Here is a 22570-nt window from a genome sequence, read left to right as displayed (position 1 = left end):
AAGAGGTACATCATGAAAGGACCGAAACTTGAACCTACGGTAATGCAAATTGCTGCTACAGCAGAGGAGTATCAATTGTGGAAACCGGGTCACCGGATTGTAGTCGCAGTATCCGGTGGGGCGGATTCTGTGGCTCTTTTACATATTCTTCATCAAGTATCTCTCTACCTTACACCGCTCACATTGATCTGTGCCCATGTACATCATGGGTTTCGTGCAGAGTCGGATGCTGAAGCCGAGCTGGTACAAAAATATGCGGAATCGCTGCACATTCCTTTTGAAATGGTTCATCTAAATATGCCGAAGTATTTAGAGGAGACAGGGCGGAACTCACAGGATGCGGCCCGTGAAAGAAGATATGCTTTTCTTCATCAAGTCGCGGAGAAGTATAAAGCAGACAGCATTGCTCTGGCACATCATGCGGATGATCAGGCCGAGACGGTTATGCTGCATATGCTGCGAGGAAGCGGTGCTTCAGGACTTTCAGGTATGAAAATAAAACGAACTGAAAAAAACGTGGAACTTATTAGGCCATGTTTACGTATTACCAAGACGGACTTGGAAAAGCTCTGTGAAAAAGAAGAGCTTCCCTATCTCATTGATAGTAGTAATATGAATCGTAAATATCTTAGAAATGCAATCCGACTGGATGTGCTTCCTTTTTTGGGGCAATATAATGGGCAGATAAAGGAATCTCTTTATCGAATGGCCGAAGTTATAAGCACAGAAGATGACTATATGGAAGCAGCTGCAGAGCAAACCTTTGCGGATATGGTCATGAAGTCAGGTGACCAACTTACCTTTTCTGTGCCTGCGTTTAAGGAGCTACATGTCGCTTTACAACGAAGGCTCATTAAATTAATATTAAATTATCTGCCTTCAAACGATGATTTTGCTACTTTTTCAAGAATAGAATCCATACGTAAGGGAGTGGTTCAGACCGAACCAACGACTTGGATTCTTGATATAGGTCAGGGTATCGTTTGTATGCGGGAATATAACAGTATTATTTTTACTGCCCGGAATTCTGTATCTGAGCATTACAGTTATCAGTTAGATTCTCCAGATGGAGAATCATTTCTCTATCTGAATGAGATTGAAAGAACCATTCATTTGGTTCTTTCAAAGGGGATGCGCAGGCCGATATCTGCTAATGAAGCACAGTTTGATTTGAGCAAACTTCATTGGCCGCTTACCGTAAGAGCACGATTGCCTGGAGATACCATGAAAGTAATGGGATTAAACGGAAGTAAAAAGGTGAAAGATATTTTTATCGACGCCAAAATTCCGCCGTCCCTGCGTTCTCGTATCCCCCTCGTGTGTGATGTTGAAGGAAACATCATCTGGATTCCGGGCGTAAGACGCTCCATCCATGCTCCCGTTACCGATCAATCTGCACAGATCATTCAAATGTGGATCGAGTAGCTATTACGCGCAGGCAGTTGGCAGTAATGGTGCAGATAAGACTTTCATAGTATAACTTTAGGGGGTTCACTAACGTTGCAGAACGATATTCAAGAAATTTTAATTAGTGAAGAAGAAATTCAAGGTAAAATCAAGGAATTAGGCGAAGTATTAAGCAAGGAATTCGCTGATCGTAATCCTTTAGTGATTTGTGTACTTAAAGGTGCGTTTATATTTATGGCTGATTTGGTTAAAAACATAACAGTGCCTCTTGAAATGGACTTTATGGCTGTATCAAGTTATGGCGCTTCTACCAAGTCTTCCGGTGTAGTCAAGATCATCAAGGATTTAGATCAATCCGTTGAGGGTCGCGATGTTCTTATTGTAGAGGATATTATCGATAGCGGGCTCACACTCAGCCATCTGATTGAACTTCTACGGAACAGAGGCGCTAAATCAACAACGGTGGTTACCTTGTTTGATAAGCCGTCTGGCCGTTCTGTTGATCTTGAAGCGGATTATACGGGCTTTGTTTTGCCAGATGCATTTGTAGTTGGCTACGGTTTGGATTATGCTGAACATTACCGGAACCTGCCTTATATCGGGATTCTGAAACCGGAGATTTACAGTAACTAAAATCCCGGCAGAATAATGATAGAATCGCGTTTGCCCATTTGTTGAGAAGGGCAGAATGGCTATGGTAAAATAACTAAGGTGTCTCGAGAGGAGGTAGGGGATGAATCGGTTCATCCGGAATTCTGGTTTTTATCTAATTTTATTTTTAGTTGTAGTCGGCATCTACCAGGTTATTAATGGTGGAAGTGAAGCGGCTGATACCCCTAAATACAACGAGTTTCGTCAGGAATTATCTGCAAATAACGTAGAGAATTTGAGTATTCAGTTTGATGGATATGCCTACCAGGTGACGGGACAGTATGTAACCCCGCCTGATGAAAAAGCCAAAAACTTTATTACGTACATTCCTGCTACAGATGCTGCAGTCCAAGAAATTGCGGATGCGAGTGAAGCGAACGGAATAGCAATGGAAGCGAAACCGATGAAGGGTGACAGTATTTGGCTGACACTACTAACGTCGTTTATACCTCTTATTTTGATGTTTGTCCTCTTCTTCTTCCTGTTTAATCAGGCGCAAGGCGGCGGCGGCAAAGTGATGAACTTTGGTAAGAGCCGTGCACGTTTATATAACGAAGAGAAGAAAAAGATTACTTTCGAAGATGTTGCAGGAGCAGATGAGGAGAAGCAAGAGCTTATCGAAGTTGTTGAGTTCCTGAAAGATCCTCGTAAATTCGCTGCAGTGGGTGCTAGAATTCCAAAAGGGGTTCTACTGAATGGTCCTCCAGGAACAGGTAAAACACTCCTTGCACGAGCTGTCGCTGGGGAAGCGGGCGTACCGTTCTTCAGTATCTCGGGTTCTGACTTCGTCGAAATGTTTGTCGGTGTCGGTGCATCCCGTGTGCGTGACTTGTTCGAAAATGCGAAGAAAAATGCTCCATGTATCATCTTTATTGATGAGATTGATGCGGTTGGTCGTCAGCGTGGTGCTGGACTCGGCGGTGGACATGATGAGCGTGAGCAGACGCTAAACCAATTGCTCGTAGAGATGGATGGTTTTGGAGCAAATGAAGGTATTATTATCATTGCAGCAACAAACCGTCAGGATATTCTTGACCCTGCACTTCTTCGTCCAGGTCGTTTTGACCGTCAAATTACAGTTGACCGTCCTGATGTAAAAGGCCGTGAAGCTGTTCTTAAAGTACATGCTCGTAACAAACCTCTTACAAAAGACGTGAAGATGGATGTAATCGCGAAGCGTACAACTGGATTTACAGGTGCAGATCTTGAGAACCTGCTTAATGAAGCAGCCCTTCTTGCTGCCAGACGTAATCGTAAAGATATCTCCATGCGTGAGATGGATGAAGCGATTGACCGTGTAATTGTTGGTACGGAGAAGAAGAGCCGCGTAGTAAGTGATCGTGAAAAACGGATCGTTGCTTTCCATGAAGCTGGCCATACGATTGTAGGTTACTTCTTGGAGCATGCTGATATGGTTCACAAAGTTACGATTGTACCTCGTGGTCGTGCAGGCGGATATGTAATTATGATGCCAAAAGAAGATCGCATGCTCGCAACGAAACAAGAATTGCTTGATAAAGTAACTGGGTTACTAGGTGGTCGTGTATCTGAGGAACTGTTTATCGGTGAAATTGGTACTGGTGCCTATAGTGACTTCCAACAAGCAACAAGTATCGTTCGTAGCATGGTGATGGAATATGGTATGAGTGAAAAACTCGGACCATTGCAGTTTGGTAATGCGCAAGGGCAAGTCTTCTTGGGTCGTGACTTCGGACATGAGCCGAACTACAGTGATTCCATTGCATATGAGATTGATAAAGAAATGCACCGTATGGTTACAGAATGCTATGAGAAAGCGAAAGATTTGCTTACCAAGTATTCTAAAGAGGTTCACCTTATTGCGGAAACTCTGCTTGAAAGAGAGACTCTTGATCTTGAAGATATCAAGCAGTTGATCGAAAATGGAGCAATTACCGAAAAAGAAGAAGGAAATACGGGAGGATCCTCAGAAGGCGGAGAACCTATTATCGACAATGTCGGTGATGTTAAAGTTCGCATTCAAGGAAAAGATAACACCGGTGGAACACCGGCGGAAGAAATTCCAAACCATGTTCCAAATCAGCCGGAATCAGAATCTACACCTCCAACGGATCCAGACAATAACAAACCTACTTCATAAGGTCGCTATACACGAAAAACCGGAGAACAGCTCATGTTCTCCGGTTTTTTGTGTTATTACATTCGTTTCGTTCTAAATTGCGTCTATTTTGTGAATTGACAGGTCAGGGTGTCCCGTGTAAATTAGTTGTAAACAAAAGGAATTTCTGTATTCGACTTTGTGAATCGATTAACAAGCGGGGGCATACACTGCAAAGTGAACGTAGTATTTGCTATTTCATAAAAGGAGAGGGTCAACAGTGGAGGTTCAGGCAATAGAACGTAAGGCCGAGATGAATCGTGAGTTGAAAGAGCGACTTAAAGTACTAAAGAAGGAACGGAATGCAATTATACTTGCTCATTATTATCAACGAGATGAAATTCAGGAAGTAGCAGACTTTCGTGGAGACTCCTTCCTTCTAGCTCAGAAGGCCGCAGAGACCGATGCCGAAGTTATCGTTTTTTGTGGTGTCCACTTTATGGGGGAAAGTGCTAAAATTTTGGCTCCAAATAAAAAAGTGATTATTCCTGATGAACGTGCTGGCTGTCCCATGGCTGATATGGTCAACGTAGAAGGACTTCGCAAATTAAAAGAGCAGCATCCAAATGCGAAGGTCGTTACATACATTAACTCCTCTGCCGAGATTAAAGCGGAGACCGATATATGCTGTACTTCTGCTAACGCGGTAAAAGTGATTCAATCGCTCGATGCGGAAGAGATTATATGGGTTCCTGATAAGAATCTCGGACATTATGTTCAACAACATACCGATAAGAAGATGATTATATGGGAAGGGTACTGCAATACACATGACATGCTGACGATAAAAGATGTGGTTGAAATGCGTGCTAAATATCCCGATGCAGAATTTGTGGTTCATCCGGAATGCCGCCCAGAGGTGGTTGAGATGGGTGATTTTGTAGGAAGCACGACAGCAATTCTCGAGTATTGTAAAAAATCCGACCGCAAGCAATTCATTGTCGGTACGGAAGACGGTACAGGATATCAACTTCGAGTAGACAGTCCGGACAAAACCTTCCACTTTGCGACCAAATTTCTTGTTTGCCCGAATATGAAAGTAAATAACCTTAAGAAACTGGTAAAAGCGCTGGAGACAATGAAGCCAGAAATTTATGTACCTCCTGCTGTTGCTGATCGTGCACGTTTATCCCTAGAGCGCATGTTACAAGTAAAATAGGTTGAAGGGAGAGCTTTCAGATGAAGGTACACCCCCTTTTCTATATATGCATGATTACGTGAGCTACTTTATAGGAGACAGGTGAGGATGCCCCATGATTCCATCTTACTTAATTGATTTGGATATAGCGGCTTTACCTCAAGTGGAGACAGATCTGCTTGTTATCGGTACAGGTATAGCAGGATTATTTACAGCAATCGAGGCAAGCAGGGATCGGCAGGTTCTTATGATTACGAAAAGAACATTGTTAGAGAGTAATACGAGATATGCGCAAGGTGGAATTGCAGCAGTTACTGCAGAGGATGATTCACCTGCCTATCACATGCAGGATACGCTTACTGCGGGTGCGGGTCTGTGCCGAGAAGAGGCTGTGAAGGTGCTTGTTAGCGAGGGGCCGGAAAGAGTCAGAGAATTAATTAGTCTTGGGACCGCTTTTGATATAGAGAATGGGGAACTGGCATTAACACAGGAAGGAGCTCACAGTCATCGCCGGATTCTACATGCTAATGGAGATGCGACGGGATACGAGATTGTAAGAGCATTAGCGAAGCAAGTTGCTTCTCATGCATCGATTAAAGTATGGGATGAACATTTTGTTGTTGATCTTGTAACGCGGTCCGGTGAGTGCAGGGGGGCTATTGTACAGGAAGCTGATGGCGGACGAATCTATGTAAAAGCAGATGCTGTTGTACTCTGTTCTGGGGGAGCAGGCCAATTATATCGATATACTACAAACCCAGAAGTGGCTACTGCAGATGGTATAGCTATGGCTTACCGGGCAGGGGCCGAGATACGAGACATGGAATTCATTCAATTTCATCCAACGTCTCTTTGTTATCCAGGGGCTCCTCGCTTTCTTATATCTGAGGCCGTACGCGGTGAAGGAGCAGTGCTTCGTAATATTCGGGGGGAACGGTTTATGCATAAATACCATCCACAGCTCGAGCTTGCTCCGCGTGATATCGTGGCAAGAGCCATCGTTAGTGAGATGGAGCATACAAAGGCAACCCAGGTATATCTTGATATCACCCATGAGACCCTTGACCGGATCAAGCTTCGCTTTCCGACAATCTATGAGACCTGTATGAACTATGGGCTGGATATGGCTTCGGACTGGATTCCTGTAGCACCTGCTGCTCACTATATGATGGGCGGAGTGAAAACAAATCTACATGGAGAAAGCAGTATTCAGCGGCTTTTTGCCTGTGGAGAGGTGTCATCTACCGGAGTCCATGGAGCAAATCGGCTGGCTAGCAATTCTTTATCGGAAGCCATCGTTTTTGGGAAAAGAATTGTAAATCGCATACGTAAACTTAATCCTCTAAAGGAATCTGTTCCTTTCGTTTCTTCCCTGAACAGAAAGGAAGTTTTCGTCGAAGTGAGTTCAATTCATGCTAGAAGACTTGCCCTGCAGAAGACAATGGTACGGGGAGTAGGACTTCGGCGCTCAGAACAAGGTTTATTACAGGCCAAGTCGCTACTCGAGAAAGAGCTAGCTATATTTAACACCAGCCTTACTACCCAAGAAGAATATGAGTTTGCCAATCTACTTACGTGCGCCATACTTGTTACCGAGGGGGCACTTCACCGCAAAGAGAGCCGAGGAGCTCATTATCGGGAGGATTATCCTGATTGTAACGATCTTTTGTGGCAGAAGCATACGGTGCAGCAGCGTGAACGTAAAATTGTGGAGGAAGTTAGCCATGCTACTTAATGGATATAATGAAGTATTAACCCAATCAATTAAAAGTTGGCTCGATGAAGATGTTGGATCAGGGGATGTCACAACCTTGGCTACCATTCCCGAAGGACATCAGTCCAAAGCTGTGATTCATGCAAAAGAAGCCGGGATTATTGCAGGACTCTCTATTGCAGAACTTGTTTTTCATATCGTTGACCCTTCACTTGAATTTCGTGCAGAATTGAAGGATGGAGATTTAGCAAAAAAGGGGACAATACTTTGTGTGGTAGAGGGAAGTACGCACAGTCTGCTAACAGGCGAGAGGCTGGCTTTAAATTTATTGCAGCGGCTTTCAGGTATTGCGACCAAAACTCGCACTTATGTAGATGCTATAGCAGATCTACCGCTGCGGTTAGTTGATACACGAAAGACAACACCAGGTCACCGACAGCTTGAAAAATATGCAGTACGGGTCGGTGGAGGTTATAATCATCGGTTTGGACTGTATGATGCAGTTATGATTAAAGATAATCACATCAAGGGTTCTGGAGGGATAACACAAGCTGTTGAACGGGCAAGAGTGAATATCCCGCACACCATGACAATTGAGGTGGAAACAGAGAATCTAATTCAAGTAAAAGAGGCAATAGAGGCGGGAGCAGATATCATTATGCTCGATAATATGAGCGAAGAGAATATGTGTGAGGCAGTTAGGCATATCCGTGAGGCAGCCCCGCATGTTAAAATAGAAGCTTCTGGCAACGTTTCTCTTGCCACCATTCGTGGTATAGCGGAGACTGGAGTAGATATAATCTCCGTAGGAAGACTGACTTACTCCTTTGACAGCCTAGATATCAGTCTTGATTTAAACGAAAAGAAAGGAGGATAATCCTCTTTGATCCTTGTAGTAGATGTAGGTAATAGTAATATTGTGCTTGGTATATACAAGCATCGTGAGCTTCTTCATCATTTTCGTATCAGCACCTCCAGACAGTCAACTGTAGATGAGTATGGTATTCTCACTCATAACTTTTTTCAGATGTCGGGTATATCAACTTCAGATATCGAAGGTGTTATCATCTCTTCTGTTGTACCTCCACTCGTAAATGTGCTGGAGGAAATGTGTATTAAATATGTCGGGAAGAAACCGCTAATAGTCGGTCCAGGCATCAAGACAGGGTTAAATCTTCGTTATGAGAATCCTCGTGAGGTAGGCGCAGATCGGATCGTGAATGCGGTAGCAGCTATTGATCAGTTTAACTGCCCGTTAGTAGTTGTTGATTTCGGTACGGCAACGACTTTTGATTGTATAGATGGAGAGGGTAACTATCTGGGCGGTGCCATTGTGCCAGGCATCGGGATTTCTACCGAGGCATTGTATCAACGAGCTTCTAAATTGCCGCGTATTGAACTCGAGAAACCGAAGAAAGTGATCGGGCGAAATACTATCCACGCCATGCAGGCCGGCATTGTTTTTGGTTATGCTGGACAGGTTGATGGGATCGTGGAGCGAATTAAGGAAGAGATGCAGGCGACACCAAAAGTAATCGCCACAGGCGGTTTGGCAGAACTCATTGCAAGCGAGACAAAAACCATAGAGGTTGTAAGTCCGATGCTCACACTTGAGGGTCTGCGGATTATATATGAACGCAATAAGGGATAACCTTACGAAATAAAAGATAATGGAAAAAGGGATAGGCAGTCACCTTTCTTCCGTTATCTTTTTCGATTACAATAAAGAAAGTGCTGACTTAGACGAAATATGAATTTGCACAATCTTCATAAGGGAGCAGCCTCGCTTGCCTTGTGAAATTATAAATAGGACGACACAGAAGGAGCATAACAGAATGGAAAAGATAAATGACCGATTGGTGCGTGGTACAGCTTTAGGTGGGCGTGTTCGTGCGTTTTCAATCCGTACAACGAACTTGGTGGAAGAATTGAGAAGAAGACATGATACATTCCCTACAGCAACAGCTGCGATGGGGCGGACCGTTACGGCTACTGCCATCATGGGCGCTATGCTGAAAGGGGAAGAAAAACTGACCATTCAAGTAAACGGGAATGGGCCTATTGGTCAAATCGTAGCAGATGCGAATGCCAAAGGTGAAGTGAGAGGATACGTTAAGAATCCACATGTCCACTTACCAAGCAATAGTAAAGGAAAACTTGATGTAGCTGGAGCTGTAGGTACTTCCGGATTTATTCATATTACCAAGGATCTTGGACTCAAAGAACCTTACCGTGGAAGTACTCCTATTATTTCAGGCGAACTAGGCGAAGACTTTACGTATTATTTTGCTAAATCAGAACAAACACCTTCTGCAGTAGGTCTTGGTGTCTTAGTTGATACCGATAACTCTGTTATTGTGTCTGGAGGATTTATTATTCAGCTCTTACCTGGACTGAGTGATGAGGAAATTTCAGCAATTGAGGATGCAATCAGTAACATGCCGCCAGTGACCACTCTCTTGGACCAAGGGCTTGATGTGGAAGAAATGCTCCGCAAGATTTTACCAGATGTTGTAATCCATGATAGCATGGATATCGTCTTCCAGTGTCAATGTAGCCGTAAACGTGTGGAGCAAACACTGATTTCGCTTGGAGAATCGGAGCTTACTGATTTAATTGAAGAAGAAGGCCGAGCTGAAGTTGTGTGTCAGTTCTGTAATGAAGCATATGAATTTACGAAAAGTGACCTGGAAACCATTCTTGAGCAAGCGAGAAGCTAAAACCGTTATGGGGTAGATGAGATGGGATGACGAAACAAGAAAAAGGACTTTGGGTGACTGTCGTTGTGCTGAGCGTAGGTGTTATTTTTATGGGAACGTTTATTTTTCGTGGAATGAACGATTTGAGCACAAATACAGACCTTAGTGCTTCAGATTTGAAAGAGCCAGTTGCAAGTATTGCAGGGCAAATGATTTCGGAGAAGCAATGGGTAGATGCACTTAAGACACGTTACGGTAACAAAGTTTTAATGGAAATGCTTAATCGTCAGGCCGTTCTCGCAGAAGCTAAATTACAAGGGCTGACTGTAACCGAGTCTCAAGTTGACAAAGAACTGCAATCTTCGATGGAGGGCTATTCCTCAGAACAAGCTTTTTATGATGAGATGTGGAATCAGTTTGGAATGAGCTTAGAGGAACTAAGGGCAGAGGCAACCTATCAAGTTTTGCTTGAAGAAATTGCAACAAGAGACATTGCAGTCAGTGAAGCAACAGTACAAGAGTATTATGAGGAACATGAAGCAGATTATAAATCCATCCGTCTGTTTGATATTTCTATAATTCAAGTGGATGATCTTGACTCAGCGAATCAGGTTCTTGAACGGATCGAAGCGGGTGAATCTTTTGGAAAAGTGGCAGAGAGTGAGTCGACGGATGAATACAGCCGTGAATCCCAAGGGAGACTTGGGCTTATCGAAGAGAATGACCCTTTTCAACCGGAGGAAATGATGAGGCTTGCGGAAGAAATCCAAATTGGTGATGTCGCCGGTCCTGTTCAAGTGGATGAACACTATATTATTGTTCGTTTAAATGATGTCGAAGAGAAACAAGGTATGACATATGAAGAGGCAATGGAAGATATTCGAATGATGCTTGCTTTAAATGATTCCATTCCGTTGTCAGAATTAGAAGAGCAGCTTCGCAGTAAATATGGAGCTGATATAAGAGTAAAGCTAGAGAGACCTGCTTCCTAAGGAATGGGGTCTCTTTTTTTGTGCTATTTTTTTCTAACATTATTGACATTATGAAGCAAGGTTGATAATATTAAATTTATAAAAGCCTACCTATTTAGTCGGAAATATAGTTGTGGGCAAAGGAATGGAAAGAGACTGGGCAGTGTAGTAAAGTAAGCAGATTGTCCTGTCTAAGAGCATGGTCCAGCTCATACAATACAACTAGAATATACATTGGCATATGAAATATGAAATATGAAATAGAAGAAGCAATCATTCGTTCAACTTCATTTAATCCAAGGAGGGCAATTATCATGGCTAAGGTTGTCAATAATGTTACGGAACTGATCGGTGGAACTCCGCTTGTTCGCTTGAATCGCGTTGTACCTGAAGGTAGTGCGGAAGTATATGTGAAACTTGAATACCAAAACCCTGGTTCTAGTGTGAAAGATCGGATCGCGATCAGTATCATAGAGGATGCAGAGCAGTCTGGCCGAATTAAACCAGGCGACACGATCGTAGAAGCAACGAGTGGTAATACAGGAATTGGGCTGGCCATGGTAGCAGCGGCTAAAGGATATCGTTCGATTATTGTTATGCCTGAGACGATGAGCTTAGAGCGTCGTAATTTGCTTCGTGCATATGGTGCAGAGCTTGTGCTTACTCCTGGATCAGAAGGAATGAATGGTGCGGTTAAGAAAGCAGAAGCAATCGTAGAAGAAAATTCCGGTTATTTCATGGCAGAACAATTTAAGAACCAATCTAATGTTAAAATCCACCGTGAAACTACGGGACCTGAGATTGTGGAAGCAATTCAGTCCGTGGGCGGATCTTTGGATGCATTTGTAGCTGGAATTGGTACAGGAGGTACGATTACAGGTGCAGGTGAAGTACTCAAAGAGTCTTTCCCAGACATTAAAATTTATGCAGTGGAACCAGCAGCTTCACCAATTCTAGCAGGTGGAGCCCCAGGTCCTCATAAAATTCAAGGCATCGGTGCAAACTTTATTCCTGAGATTCTAAATCAGAATGTTTATGATGAAATTATTCATATTGAGAATGAGGATGCATTTGAAACCGCCCGCCAAGTAGCTAAAGAAGAGGGAATCCTAGCAGGTATCTCTTCTGGAGCAGCCATTCGTGCTGCGCTCAAAGTAGCAAAAGAGCTGGGTGAAGGTAAACGCGTCGTTGCGATTGTTCCAAGCAATGGGGAACGTTACCTCAGCACACCACTTTATAATTTTGAAGGCTAAGACTGACGAGTAGAATCGTCAATTGGACCTTTTACTTCTATATTAATAACAAATTATATAACCCTGTGTCGGCAACTCATTTGCAGGCACAGGGTTTTTTATCATCTTCTTTTAAAATGAAGAATGCTTTAGTATACTAACAGACAATAGACAAGGTCAGCCTGGAGGAAAGAAGCATACATGAATAAGGTAACTACAACCTACGAGGATTGGAAAGTATGGAGCAAAGAGGACTGGACGGTGCTTCCCTATGTAACAAAAACGGAACTTAAGAAGTCACCCGCTCTTCGTTCCTGGAAGCCTGCATGGGAACAGGCTTCTCCCTATGCTTTTGTACTGGAAAGCGGAAAGGATGGGAAATATACCTATCTTGGTTTATGCCCGGTAGCCATTGTGACGGGGAAGGGTAAACAAGCAGAGGTGAAAATTCTGGGTGTTGCAGATGGAGCCAACCGAGAGTATCGTTTTCATTCACAAGGGACGATGACAGGAGATCCCTTGCAAATAATCGAAGAGTGGATCCACCCCTACCGTGCTCCTCGGATTCAAGGGACGCCGCCGTTTCCCGGCGGGGTTGTAGGTTACTTAAGTTATGATGTGGCCCGTTCCCTTGAGAAGCTGCCTGAACTTGCGAAAGACGATCCAAGTCTTCCTGATTACATGTGGATGCGATTTGAAGAAGTGTGGACCATTGATCATGAAGAGAATACACTCTACTCTTCAGTTCACACAGTTCTAAACAAAGATGAGCCGTTAGAGAAGCAGTTCAAGCAAGCAGCTTTCAGAGCGGAGGCTATGCTTCGCAGCTGGGAACATATGACGGAAACAGCAGAAACCTCTTATTATATTCGCGAGCAAGCACAGCGGATTCAGCGGCTGGAGCAGGCTAGCGCCGAAGGCGATGCACATATGGATGTGGCTCAAGGCTGGAAATCTCCTTTTGACAAGGAAGCCTTTGAACTAGCTGTGAAGAAAGTACAGGATTATATCGGGCAGGGAGATGTCTTTCAGGTTAATCTTTCATTAAGGCAGGATAAGAAGCTTCATACTTCACCTGATGATGTGTATGAGTGGCTTCGTGTAATTAACCCTTCTCCTTATATGGGATACGTTCAGACACCGGATTTCCAACTGGTAAGCGGCTCTCCAGAGCTGCTAATTAAACTCACACAGGGTAAGGTCATCGCAAGACCCATCGCAGGAACAAGGCGCAGGGGAGCGACCTCAGAAGAGGACAAGCTTATGGCGGAAGAACTGCTTCATACGGAAAAAGAGCGGGCTGAGCATATTATGCTCGTGGATCTGGAGCGCAATGATATCGGTAGAGTAGCTAGATATGGATCAGTGCGTGTTCCCGAACTTATGACCATCGAATACTATTCGCATGTAATGCATCTAGTTTCACAAGTAGAAGGTATCTTGGCTGAAGATAAAAATGCCTTTGATGTGATTGCTGCTGCCTTCCCAGGAGGGACCATTACAGGTGCTCCTAAGGTAAGGACTATGGAGATTATTGAGGAACTGGAGCCTGTGAGACGCGGCCCTTACACAGGATCAATTGGCTGGATTTCCTACCAAGGGGACATGGAACTGAATATCATTATTCGTACCCTCGCTGTGAAGGATAACATCGGTTATATTCAGGCAGGAGCAGGAATTGTAGTTGATTCAGATCCTTACCGCGAATATAGGGAATCAAAGAACAAAGCAAGGGCAGTTATGAAGGCTGTACAGTATAGTGAAGAAGCTGCTATGCAGCGAAGCAGAGACGAGAACTAGAGGAGGTTTTTTATATGATTTTGGTTATTGATAACTATGATTCTTTTACGTATAACCTCGTGCAGTATCTAGGTGAGCTAGGTGAGGAAGTAGAGGTGCGCCGGAATGATGAAATCGATATTGCTGGGATTGAAGCACTTGCCCCAGATCATATCTTGATTTCGCCAGGCCCATGTACACCAAATGAAGCAGGGATCAGTCTTGAGATACTGCATCATTTCAAAGGTAAAATTCCAATGTTCGGTGTCTGTCTTGGACACCAGGCAATTGGTCAGGCTTTTGGAGGAAACGTCGTTAGGGCAGAACGTTTGATGCATGGGAAAACATCGCCTATTTATCATGGGGGAGCGTCTGTATTTGAAGGAATTCCTTCTCCATTTACAGCTACGAGATACCATTCTCTACTCGTGGAGAGAGAGAGTCTTCCTGACTGCCTGGAGATTACGGCAGAGACGGAAGAAGGAGAGATTATGGGACTCAGACATAAAGAATATGCGATTGAAGGCGTACAATTTCATCCGGAATCGATCGTTACCGATTATGGTCATCATATGCTCCGCAACTTCCTACGTCAGAAAGCAATTGTATAAGATGAAATACGTCATGATGAATGGCAGATTAATCGAGACAATGAAAGCCGCGATTCCTGTGATGGATCACGGCTTCTTGTACGGAATGGGTTTATTTGAGACTTTTCGAACCTATGGAGGCAAACCTTCTTTACTGTCTCGTCATCTTCAAAGGCTTTCTGAGGGCTGTGAGGATTTAGGGATTCCTTTTCGGGCGGAAGAACATAAACTGGAGATGCTTATTCGTGAGCTGCTGGAAGCTAACGGGCTTAGTGACGGTTATATAAGGTACACGGTTTCGGCAGGCGAAGAGATTCTAGGGTTGCCTTCGGCAGATTACCGTGAACCGAGTCACCTTATTTTTGCTAAAGAATTGCCTGTCCTAAATGAAGCTTGGTATATCAAAGGCAAACCTCTTCAATTGCTGAAGACGATTAGGAATACACCTGAGGGCTTAGTTCGATATAAATCTTTGCACTACATGAATAACATTCTTGCGAAGAGAGAGCTTATGCAGTATAAGCAGGCAGTAGAGTCTCAAGCGGAAGGTTTAATGTTGACCAAAGAGGGGCATCTTGCTGAAGGGATTGTCAGTAATCTTTTTTTTATAACCAAGGGAGCTCTTTATACCCCTGAATTAAGCACAGGTATCTTGCCTGGCATTACAAGAGAGGTTGTTCTTGAAGCTGCGAGTGACCTAGGTATTCCTGTAGTAAAAGGATTATTCACAACTCAGCACCTATCTCAGGCGGATGAGATTTTTATGACTAGTTCCATACAAGAACTAATTCCAATAACAGCACTGCTTGGTTTTCCGGAAGGGGAAGTGATTCAGGTTCAGGACGGAATAATGGGACCGAATACACGCAGACTGCTGGATTTATACCGAAAGAAAGCAGGTAGAGATGATGTTGAAACCTAAACTATATAAACGTACATATCAGCGCGGCGAAATGTCGCTTAAGCTGGGTGACAGAACACTGATTATGGGGATTGTTAACGTAACTCCGGATTCGTTCTCCGATGGGGGACAATACAATTCTGTAGATCGTGCAGTTGCTCATGCTATAGAACTCTACGAACAAGGAGCAGATATCATTGATATCGGGGGTGAATCTACTCGCCCAGGACACACTGTAATTTCGAGTAAAGAAGAGATTGCTCGAGTAGTCCCTGTGATTGAATCTCTACATAAAGCAGCACCGCATATCCCAATCTCTATTGATACTTATAAAGCAGATGTAGCGAGAGCGGCAATCGATGCAGGAGCTCATATCATTAATGATATTTGGGGTCTCAAAGCAGATCAGGATATGGCATCGCTTGCGCGCGAGAAGAATTGTCCTGTTATCCTAATGCATAATCGTGAGAACACAGATTACGATGATTTTATTACCGACGCAGTTGCGGATATAAAAGAAAGCATTGAAATTGCTTTGCAGGCGGGTATTTCTAGAGACAATATTATTCTTGATCCAGGTATCGGATTTGCAAAAAGCTATGAGCAAAACTTACAGATGATGATATCATTAGGTGCATTGCTGGAGCTTGGCTACCCCGTTCTGCTCGCTACCTCTCGCAAGCGGTTTATTCGGAATACACTGCAATTGCCGGTAGATGATCTAGTTGAAGGAACGGCAGCGACTGTAGCTTTTGGGATTGCCCAAGGAGCGCAAATGGTACGAGTTCATGATGTAGCTCAAATCAAGCGGACAGTAGACATGTGTGATGCTATGCTGTACCAAGGAAGAGAGGAATTATAATAATGGATAAAATGAAACTTCACCGTATGGAGTACTATGGATATCACGGGGTCTTTGAGGAAGAACGTAAACTTGGACAGCGATTCTATATTGATCTAGAACTTGATATGGACTTACAAGAAGCAGGTATGCATGATGATCTCACCAAAACGATAAATTACGCCGAAATTCATGAACATGTGAAAAATATCGTTGAAAATAAGTCATTCCAATTAATTGAAGCTTTAGGTGAATATATTGCATCTTCCCTACTTGAGACTTATACTAGTGTGGATGCGCTTGTAGTCAAGGTAACGAAACCGCATCCTCCTTTCGATATTCATTTTGAAGGAGTTACAGTAGAACTTCATCGTACTAGGAAAGTAGGATAACGACTCATGAATGCACAGTCAACCTCTGATACGTCAGAGGCTTATATTGCTTTAGGGGCTAATTTAGGCGATCGGGAGCAGACGCTTATGTCTGCAATAAGGATGCTGGACAAGCAAGATGATATTGAGGTTATTGCTTGCTCTGATTTATACGAAACAGACCCAGTAGGTTATACTGATCAGCCTGCATTTATTAATATGGCCATTTCCGTCAATACAACACTATCTCCTGAGGAGCTGCTGGGCCGTATGCTTGAGATCGAGAACCGGCTAGGGCGTGTTCGTCATATCAGATGGGGTCCAAGAACTGTGGATCTCGACTTGCTATGGTATGAAGGAGTAGAAATGAATACAGAGGAGCTTATTCTTCCGCATCCAAGAATGCAGGAGAGAGCTTTCGTGTTAGTTCCATTATCCGATGTTGTCCGTGAAAAATCAGACAACATTTCTTGTTTTGTACAAACAGCTTTAGAGAGCCTGGACGAAAGGGATGGAATACGGCGGTGGAAAACATGCAACTGGCCAGACGAATCCGCGCTTTCCGGAAATTGAAAGGTGTAACTCAGCAGTCTCTAGCAGAGCAAACAGGCATATCTCTCGCTATGCTCGGTATGATTGAACGGGGAACTCGTGTCCCAACAGAAGAGCAGCTTGTTAGAATCGCAGATGTTCTTGCTATTTCCCTGTCGGAGTTTATATAGGAGACGCAGTGGTTTATATACTGAAAAAATAATTTGAACGTTTAAATGTGATAGATATAAATGATGTAAAGATTAATAAAGATTTTAAAAGGAGTGATACGAAACCCTATGCTTAAGATCGCTGATATTGAAATGAAGAATCAGGTCGTTGTTGCTCCGATGGCGGGAGTAAGTAATCCGGCTTTTCGCCTCATTGCTAAAGAATTTGGCGCTGGGTTAGTCTGCGCTGAAATGGTCAGCGATAAAGGAATTATAAATGGTAATAAACGAACGAGAGAAATGTTATTTGTAGATGAACGGGAAAAGCCGCTTAGTCTGCAAATCGTTGGCGGCAACAGAGAAACATTGGTTGCTGCTGCAAAGGTTGTTGACCAAGAAACGAATGCAGATATTATTGATATTAACATGGGTTGTCCTGCTCCTAAAATTAATAAAAGTGATGCGGGAGCACGTTGGCTTTTAGATCCAAATAAAATTTATGAGATGGTATCCGCTGTAGTGGATGCTGTGTCTAAACCAGTGACAGTAAAGATGCGTATCGGCTGGGATCATGATCATATCTATGCTGTCGAAAACGCACGCGCAGTGGAAAGTGCTGGAGGAAAAGCGATTGCTCTGCACGGCAGAACAAGAGAGCAATTGTATACTGGCCGGGCAGACTGGGATATTATAAAGGAAGTTAAGGATTCGGTTTCCATTCCGATTATTGGGAACGGCGATATTTCATCACCAGAAGAAGCAAAACGAAGACTCGAAGAATCCGGAGTAGACGGAGTTATGATCGGCCGTGCTGCCCTCGGTAATCCATGGATGCTATATAGAACCATTGAATACCTTGAGAAGGGTGTGTTGCCGCCCGACCCGACGCCGGAAGAAAAAATGCGAATTGCCATACTGCACATGGATCGATTAATTGATCTAAAAGGGGAAAGTGTAGCAGTACGTGAAATGCGTAAACATCTATCATGGTATCTGAAAGGACTCAAAGGTTCTGCACGAATTAAAGATGCCATTATGGAAGGAACCAAGCGTGACGAGATGGTTGAGATACTGACGAATTATTTGGAAAACTTGCCTCGAAATGAGTCGAATACAGAAACAGATAGCCAAGAAATTGATCAAGAGTCAATAAATACGGACTGTGCTTGCTAAGGCTATAGGAGAGAACATTGACTTTTCAATATCGTTAACCTATAATTTTTTGGTATAAATTCGGCAAGATGGTTTTATGTTCAAGGACACCTGAGAGAACGAATTGTTCTGTTTTTTTAAGATTAGCATATCGTTTTTTAAATGAATTTTTGAATTAGTTCCATATTATTCCCATGACAGGAGAATCGGTTAACATGAGCGATAAAGAAGTCATTCTTACCCAAGAGGGGCTCAAGAAGCTTGAGGATGAACTCGAGAACTTGAAGTCTGTAAAACGCCGTGAAGTTGCAGAACGGATTAAGGTAGCCATTGGTTATGGTGATATTAGTGAGAACTCGGAGTATGAAGATGCGAAGAATGAGCAAGCTTTTATTGAAGGGCGCGTACTCACTCTCGAGAAAATGCTTCGCAACGCACGTATTATCAACAGCGACGAAGTTGGCACGGACATCGTAGGAATTGGTGCAACCGTTACAGTTGAAGATATGGAGTTCGGCGATGTGGTTGAATACACGATCGTTGGATCTGCAGAATCCAATCCGCTTCAAAATAAAATTTCAAATGAAAGCCCTGTTGGTAAAGCTATTATTGGCAAAGCCAAAGGAACTATTGTTGATGTAAATGTTCCTGCAGGTGTTATCCAGTACAAAATTGTAGATATCAAGAAGTAATCATACAAAAGGATCGGGATATGAAGAGAGCTTCCCTAGGGGGAGCTTTTTTTCAATCATCTTATTTCTTGAAGGCATCGCACTTTAGTTCGTACGAACGTCTTATTATGAGATGCCTTGTATCTTCTAAGATGCAGCACTGTATACGATATCTGCATTTGAAGATACATAATAATTAAGGAGTTGAAGAAGGCAAATGACGGATGAAGTAGTAGGTACAGAACAAGAGCTTAGTGAGCTTTTACAGATCAGACGGGCAAAATTAGACGAGCTTCGGGCTCTTGGTATTGATCCTTTCGGTAAAAAGTACGAACGTACGGATGAAGCCGGTAATATCTTGAAACAGTATAATGACCTGACCAAAGAAGAAATCGAAGAAAAGAACGTTGAAGTAAGCATTGCTGGGCGTATTATGGCGAAACGCGGTATGGGTAAAGCAAGTTTTGCTCATATTCAGGACCTGAGCGGACGTATTCAAATTTATGTTCGTAAAGATACCGTTGCTGAAGCGCAGTACGATGCATTTACTTTGCTTGATCTTGGAGATATCATCGGTGTGAAGGGTACGGTTTTCAAAACCAAAACAGGAGAAACTTCAATTAAAGTTACTGAGCTTGAAGTTCTTTCGAAATCGTTATACCCACTGCCTGATAAATATCAAGGTCTAAAAGACGTAGAATTACGTTACCGTCAGCGGTATGTGGATCTGATTATGAGCTCTGAAGTACAACAAACATTTATTTCTCGCTCTAAAATTATTCAGTCCATGCGTCGTTATCTTGATGGCTTAGGCTATTTGGAAGTAGAGACACCAACACTGCACTCTATTGCAGGCGGTGCGGCAGCACGTCCATTTATTACGCATCATAATGCGCTGGATATGGAACTATATATGCGTATCGCAATTGAATTGCACTTGAAACGTCTGATTGTAGGCGGCCTGGAGAAAGTGTACGAAATTGGACGCGTATATCGTAATGAAGGGATCTCAACTCGTCATAACCCTGAGTTCACCATGATTGAATTGTATGAAGCATACGCAGACTATAAAGATATTATGGAACTTACAGAGAATATGGTAGCTCATATTGCGCAAGAAGTTCTTGGAACAACGAAGATTGATTATCAAGGTCACGAAGTCGATCTTACACCATCTTGGCGCCGTGTATCCATGGTGGATGCAGTTAAAGAAGTGAAGGGTGTAGATTTTGGCGTCGAAATGACAAATGAAGAAGCGCACCGTTTGGCTAAGGAACATAATGTACCTGTTGAAAAACACATGACATTTGGACATATCCTTAATGCATTCTTTGAAGAGTTTGTTGAGGAAACCTTGATTCAGCCAACTTTCGTGTATGGTCATCCTGTTGAAATTTCTCCGCTTGCGAAAAAGAATGAAGAAGATCCAAGATTTACGGATCGCTTTGAACTTTTCATCGTAGGACGCGAACATGCCAATGCATTTAGTGAGCTGAATGATCCGATCGATCAGCGTCAGCGTTTCGAAGCACAGTTACTAGAAAAAGAACACGGTAACGATGAAGCGCATGAGATGGATGATGACTTCATTCGTGCCCTTGAATACGGTATGCCGCCTACAGGTGGTCTTGGAATTGGTGTAGACCGTCTTGTAATGTTGCTTACGAATTCTCCTTCGATTCGTGACGTGCTTCTTTTCCCACATATGCGTCACCGTGCGTTGGACTAAAGAAGGACAAGTATTTTGCATAAACAAGTTTACAATAAAATCTAGACATACAGAGGAACAGCTGAGCAGATGATGCTTGAGGTTGTTCCTCTTTTAAAATGTACTGATTGGCAAGGGGTATGAAGAAAGGCGAGATGTAATGAAGAGACGTGTAATTTTCACCAACAAAAAACTGGCCACTCCGCCATTTATATTAGTTGCAGGTATCTTGCTGATCATCGCAGTAGGTACAGTGTTGTTAATGCTGCCTGTCTCCAACCAGAGCGGTCACTCTCTTCGTTTCATGGATGCGTTATTTACGGCGACTTCCGCGGCTTGCGTTACAGGACTGATTGTGGTGGATGTAGAAACTACGTTTACCCTTTTTGGTGAAATTGTGATTATGATCCTCATGCAGCTAGGCGGTCTTGGTTTTATGACGATTGCAACCTTGATTGCGTTATTGTTCGGAAGGAAACTTTCCTTGAAAGACCGGCTTATCTTAAAAGAAGCGATTAATTCCGATACGATGGAAGGAGTCGTTCGGATCATTCGGAAGGTTCTAATCTTTTCTTTCACCATTGAAGGAATTGCGGCTATTATTTTCACAGCTAGATGGTCAATAGATATGCCTTTCCTCAATGCGCTGTATTATGGAATTTTCCATTCCGTGTCTTTGTTCAATAACGGGGGTTTTGACCTATTTGGCAACAGCTTTCAAAATTACACGGGGGATTGGTTGTTCAATACGATCTCAAGCATACTGGTTATATCGGGGGGACTCGGGTTTGTTGTGCTCAACGATTTATTCGAATTTTCTAAAAAGCGTAGATTATCTCTTCATTCAAAAATGGTTCTGTCCGTATCCGGCGTATTAATTGCTCTTGGTGCCATTGTACTGTTTGTTTTTGAATTTACGAATATGAAAACATTAGGCTCGCTTGATTTATCGCATAAGCTCTATGCGTCCTTCTTCCAGTCTGTATCTACTCGTTCATCGGGAACAAGCACGATAGATATAACAGAACTGCGTTCTGCGACACAATTCTTTTTCATCTTGCTTATGTTTATCGGGGCTTCTCCTGGTTCAACAGGCGGGGGTATCAAAACAACGACATTTCTCATTATGATAGGCGCTTTGTTCGCGATGATCAGGGGACAAAAAGATATCGTGTTCTTTCGGCACCGTGTACCTCAAGGGCTGCTCATGCGAGCGATGACGATTATCATAATTACGCTGGGCATATTTATGGTTATTAATATGCTGTTGCTTACCACAGAGGATGCTCCTTTTCTAACAGTCATGTTTGAGACAGCGTCAGCTGTAGGCACAGTTGGGCTTTCGGTGGGACTAACACCAAACCTGACCGAGTGGGGGAAACTGATCATTACGATCACGATGTTTATCGGTCGTATTGGTCCGCTTACCATAGCTTATGCGATTAGACCAAGACAAACGAAGAATCTATATCGCCATCCAGAGGGACGTATCATCATTGGATAATGGGCAGTATAGAAGAGAGTAAATGAGAGGAGGGGTTCTGACTTAATTATCGGAGCCTCTTCTGTTATTATTAATTGTGCTCTTGAACTTTTTTTAAAAAATACTTGCATAATTTTTATCAGCATGGTATATTATAAATCCGGCCAAGAAGTTAGACGGTAAGCAACACACTGAATAACCAAGCAATTTAACGGAGTTAAAAACTTCAAAAAAAAGCTTGACACTCTGAACCGGACATGATATGATATAAGAGTTGCTGACGATGAGAGTTGTTGGCGAGATTGATCTTTGAAAACTGAACAACGAGGAGTTTTACGTAAGTAAAACTCGTGAGTGAATTGATACAAATTTCATTTGTTGGTCATAACAAATGAAATAGAGAACATTAAGTTCTCGTCAGCAT

21 protein-coding genes are annotated in these 22570 nt (G+C 43.1%); all 21 read left to right on the top strand.

Annotated elements, in window-relative coordinates:
* Positions 1–12: 12 nt before the first annotated feature.
* The 21 genes from tilS to GQY27_RS18015 all read left to right on the top strand — a co-directional run bounded on the left by tilS (position 13) and on the right by GQY27_RS18015 (position 22167).
* Positions 13–1425, top strand: a complete 1413-nt coding sequence (tilS, locus tag GQY27_RS18115; RefSeq protein ID WP_160036661.1) for a tRNA lysidine(34) synthetase TilS — start codon at positions 13–15, stop codon at positions 1423–1425.
* A gap of 75 nt (positions 1426–1500) precedes the next feature.
* Positions 1501–2040, top strand: coding sequence for a hypoxanthine phosphoribosyltransferase (gene hpt / locus GQY27_RS18110; protein ID WP_160036660.1), 540 nt, complete (start codon positions 1501–1503; stop codon positions 2038–2040).
* A gap of 100 nt (positions 2041–2140) precedes the next feature.
* Positions 2141–4177: an ATP-dependent zinc metalloprotease FtsH gene (gene ftsH, locus GQY27_RS18105; RefSeq protein ID WP_160036659.1), complete on the top strand. Its 2037-nt coding sequence runs from the start codon at positions 2141–2143 to the stop codon at positions 4175–4177.
* 238 nt (positions 4178–4415) lie between these two features.
* Positions 4416–5354 (top strand): quinolinate synthase NadA, encoded by a 939-nt coding sequence (gene nadA / locus GQY27_RS18100; RefSeq protein ID WP_160036658.1) that lies wholly within the window; start codon positions 4416–4418, stop codon positions 5352–5354.
* A gap of 94 nt (positions 5355–5448) precedes the next feature.
* Positions 5449–7068 (top strand): L-aspartate oxidase, encoded by a 1620-nt coding sequence (gene nadB, locus GQY27_RS18095; protein ID WP_160036657.1) that lies wholly within the window; start codon positions 5449–5451, stop codon positions 7066–7068.
* Positions 7058–7924 carry a carboxylating nicotinate-nucleotide diphosphorylase gene (gene nadC, locus GQY27_RS18090; protein ID WP_160036656.1) on the top strand — a complete coding sequence of 289 codons (867 nt, stop codon included), beginning with the start codon at positions 7058–7060 and terminating at the stop codon, positions 7922–7924. The genes nadB and nadC overlap by 11 nt, the downstream gene beginning before the upstream one ends.
* A gap of 6 nt (positions 7925–7930) precedes the next feature.
* Positions 7931–8698: a type III pantothenate kinase gene (locus tag GQY27_RS18085; protein ID WP_160036655.1), complete on the top strand. Its 768-nt coding sequence runs from the start codon at positions 7931–7933 to the stop codon at positions 8696–8698.
* 184 nt (positions 8699–8882) lie between these two features.
* Positions 8883–9767, top strand: coding sequence for an Hsp33 family molecular chaperone HslO (hslO, locus tag GQY27_RS18080; protein WP_160036654.1), 885 nt, complete (start codon positions 8883–8885; stop codon positions 9765–9767).
* A gap of 26 nt (positions 9768–9793) precedes the next feature.
* A complete protein-coding gene (locus GQY27_RS18075; protein WP_160036653.1) occupies positions 9794–10738 on the top strand; it encodes a peptidyl-prolyl cis-trans isomerase in 945 nt (314 codons plus the stop codon).
* A gap of 293 nt (positions 10739–11031) precedes the next feature.
* On the top strand, positions 11032–11970 hold the full coding sequence (cysK, locus tag GQY27_RS18070) for a cysteine synthase A (protein ID WP_160036652.1): 939 nt from the start codon (positions 11032–11034) through the stop codon (positions 11968–11970).
* A gap of 180 nt (positions 11971–12150) precedes the next feature.
* Positions 12151–13749 (top strand): anthranilate synthase component I family protein, encoded by a 1599-nt coding sequence (locus tag GQY27_RS18065; RefSeq protein ID WP_160036651.1) that lies wholly within the window; start codon positions 12151–12153, stop codon positions 13747–13749.
* A 14-nt stretch (positions 13750–13763) separates the two neighbouring features.
* Entirely contained in the window at positions 13764–14339 is a 576-nt protein-coding gene (gene pabA, locus GQY27_RS18060) for an aminodeoxychorismate/anthranilate synthase component II (RefSeq protein ID WP_160036650.1), read from the top strand.
* A 1-nt stretch (position 14340) separates the two neighbouring features.
* A complete protein-coding gene (locus GQY27_RS18055; RefSeq protein ID WP_160036649.1) occupies positions 14341–15240 on the top strand; it encodes an aminotransferase class IV in 900 nt (299 codons plus the stop codon).
* The gene (gene folP / locus GQY27_RS18050; protein ID WP_442950919.1) at positions 15224–16081 is read left to right on the top strand and encodes a dihydropteroate synthase; all 858 of its coding nucleotides are present in this window, start codon (positions 15224–15226) and stop codon (positions 16079–16081) included. The genes GQY27_RS18055 and folP overlap by 17 nt, the downstream gene beginning before the upstream one ends.
* Positions 16082–16083: 2 nt before the next feature.
* Positions 16084–16452 (top strand): dihydroneopterin aldolase, encoded by a 369-nt coding sequence (gene folB / locus GQY27_RS18045; RefSeq protein ID WP_160036648.1) that lies wholly within the window; start codon positions 16084–16086, stop codon positions 16450–16452.
* A gap of 6 nt (positions 16453–16458) precedes the next feature.
* Positions 16459–17004, top strand: a complete 546-nt coding sequence (gene folK, locus GQY27_RS18040) for a 2-amino-4-hydroxy-6-hydroxymethyldihydropteridine diphosphokinase (RefSeq protein ID WP_160036647.1) — start codon at positions 16459–16461, stop codon at positions 17002–17004.
* A complete protein-coding gene (locus GQY27_RS18035) occupies positions 16956–17153 on the top strand; it encodes a helix-turn-helix domain-containing protein (RefSeq protein WP_160036646.1) in 198 nt (65 codons plus the stop codon). The genes folK and GQY27_RS18035 overlap by 49 nt, the downstream gene beginning before the upstream one ends.
* 108 nt (positions 17154–17261) lie before the next feature.
* The gene (gene dusB, locus GQY27_RS18030; protein ID WP_160036645.1) at positions 17262–18305 is read left to right on the top strand and encodes a tRNA dihydrouridine synthase DusB; all 1044 of its coding nucleotides are present in this window, start codon (positions 17262–17264) and stop codon (positions 18303–18305) included.
* A 194-nt stretch (positions 18306–18499) separates the two neighbouring features.
* Positions 18500–18976, top strand: coding sequence for a transcription elongation factor GreA (gene greA, locus GQY27_RS18025; protein WP_160036644.1), 477 nt, complete (start codon positions 18500–18502; stop codon positions 18974–18976).
* Between the two features lie 196 nt (positions 18977–19172).
* Positions 19173–20684, top strand: a complete 1512-nt coding sequence (gene lysS, locus GQY27_RS18020) for a lysine--tRNA ligase (RefSeq protein ID WP_160036643.1) — start codon at positions 19173–19175, stop codon at positions 20682–20684.
* A 139-nt stretch (positions 20685–20823) separates the two neighbouring features.
* Positions 20824–22167, top strand: a complete 1344-nt coding sequence (locus GQY27_RS18015) for a TrkH family potassium uptake protein (protein WP_160036642.1) — start codon at positions 20824–20826, stop codon at positions 22165–22167.
* Positions 22168–22570 lie beyond the last annotated feature (403 nt).

Origin of the sequence: Paenibacillus sp. An7, assembly GCF_009870785.1 — a bacterium.
Lineage (GTDB): Bacteria > Bacillota > Bacilli > Paenibacillales > Paenibacillaceae > Paenibacillus.
This window is presented reverse-complemented; position numbering and strand designations above follow the sequence as displayed.

What these genes read in the sequence shown, in the direction of transcription:
- dusB (WP_160036645.1), top strand. Translation starts at nt 17,262, where the DNA reads ATGCTTAAGATCGCTGATATTGAAATGAAGAATCAGGTCGTTGTTGCT.
- lysS (WP_160036643.1), top strand. Translation starts at nt 19,173, where the DNA reads ATGACGGATGAAGTAGTAGGTACAGAACAAGAGCTTAGTGAGCTTTTA.
- tilS (WP_160036661.1), top strand. Translation starts at nt 13, where the DNA reads ATGAAAGGACCGAAACTTGAACCTACGGTAATGCAAATTGCTGCTACA.
- folK (WP_160036647.1), top strand. Translation starts at nt 16,459, where the DNA reads ATGAATGCACAGTCAACCTCTGATACGTCAGAGGCTTATATTGCTTTA.
- nadC (WP_160036656.1), top strand. Translation starts at nt 7,058, where the DNA reads ATGCTACTTAATGGATATAATGAAGTATTAACCCAATCAATTAAAAGT.
- GQY27_RS18075 (WP_160036653.1), top strand. Translation starts at nt 9,794, where the DNA reads ATGACGAAACAAGAAAAAGGACTTTGGGTGACTGTCGTTGTGCTGAGC.
- folB (WP_160036648.1), top strand. Translation starts at nt 16,084, where the DNA reads ATGGATAAAATGAAACTTCACCGTATGGAGTACTATGGATATCACGGG.
- hslO (WP_160036654.1), top strand. Translation starts at nt 8,883, where the DNA reads ATGGAAAAGATAAATGACCGATTGGTGCGTGGTACAGCTTTAGGTGGG.
- pabA (WP_160036650.1), top strand. Translation starts at nt 13,764, where the DNA reads ATGATTTTGGTTATTGATAACTATGATTCTTTTACGTATAACCTCGTG.
- greA (WP_160036644.1), top strand. Translation starts at nt 18,500, where the DNA reads ATGAGCGATAAAGAAGTCATTCTTACCCAAGAGGGGCTCAAGAAGCTT.
- ftsH (WP_160036659.1), top strand. Translation starts at nt 2,141, where the DNA reads ATGAATCGGTTCATCCGGAATTCTGGTTTTTATCTAATTTTATTTTTA.
- GQY27_RS18065 (WP_160036651.1), top strand. Translation starts at nt 12,151, where the DNA reads ATGAATAAGGTAACTACAACCTACGAGGATTGGAAAGTATGGAGCAAA.
- nadB (WP_160036657.1), top strand. Translation starts at nt 5,449, where the DNA reads ATGATTCCATCTTACTTAATTGATTTGGATATAGCGGCTTTACCTCAA.
- GQY27_RS18055 (WP_160036649.1), top strand. Translation starts at nt 14,341, where the DNA reads ATGAAATACGTCATGATGAATGGCAGATTAATCGAGACAATGAAAGCC.
- cysK (WP_160036652.1), top strand. Translation starts at nt 11,032, where the DNA reads ATGGCTAAGGTTGTCAATAATGTTACGGAACTGATCGGTGGAACTCCG.
- GQY27_RS18015 (WP_160036642.1), top strand. Translation starts at nt 20,824, where the DNA reads ATGAAGAGACGTGTAATTTTCACCAACAAAAAACTGGCCACTCCGCCA.
- folP (WP_442950919.1), top strand. Translation starts at nt 15,224, where the DNA reads ATGATGTTGAAACCTAAACTATATAAACGTACATATCAGCGCGGCGAA.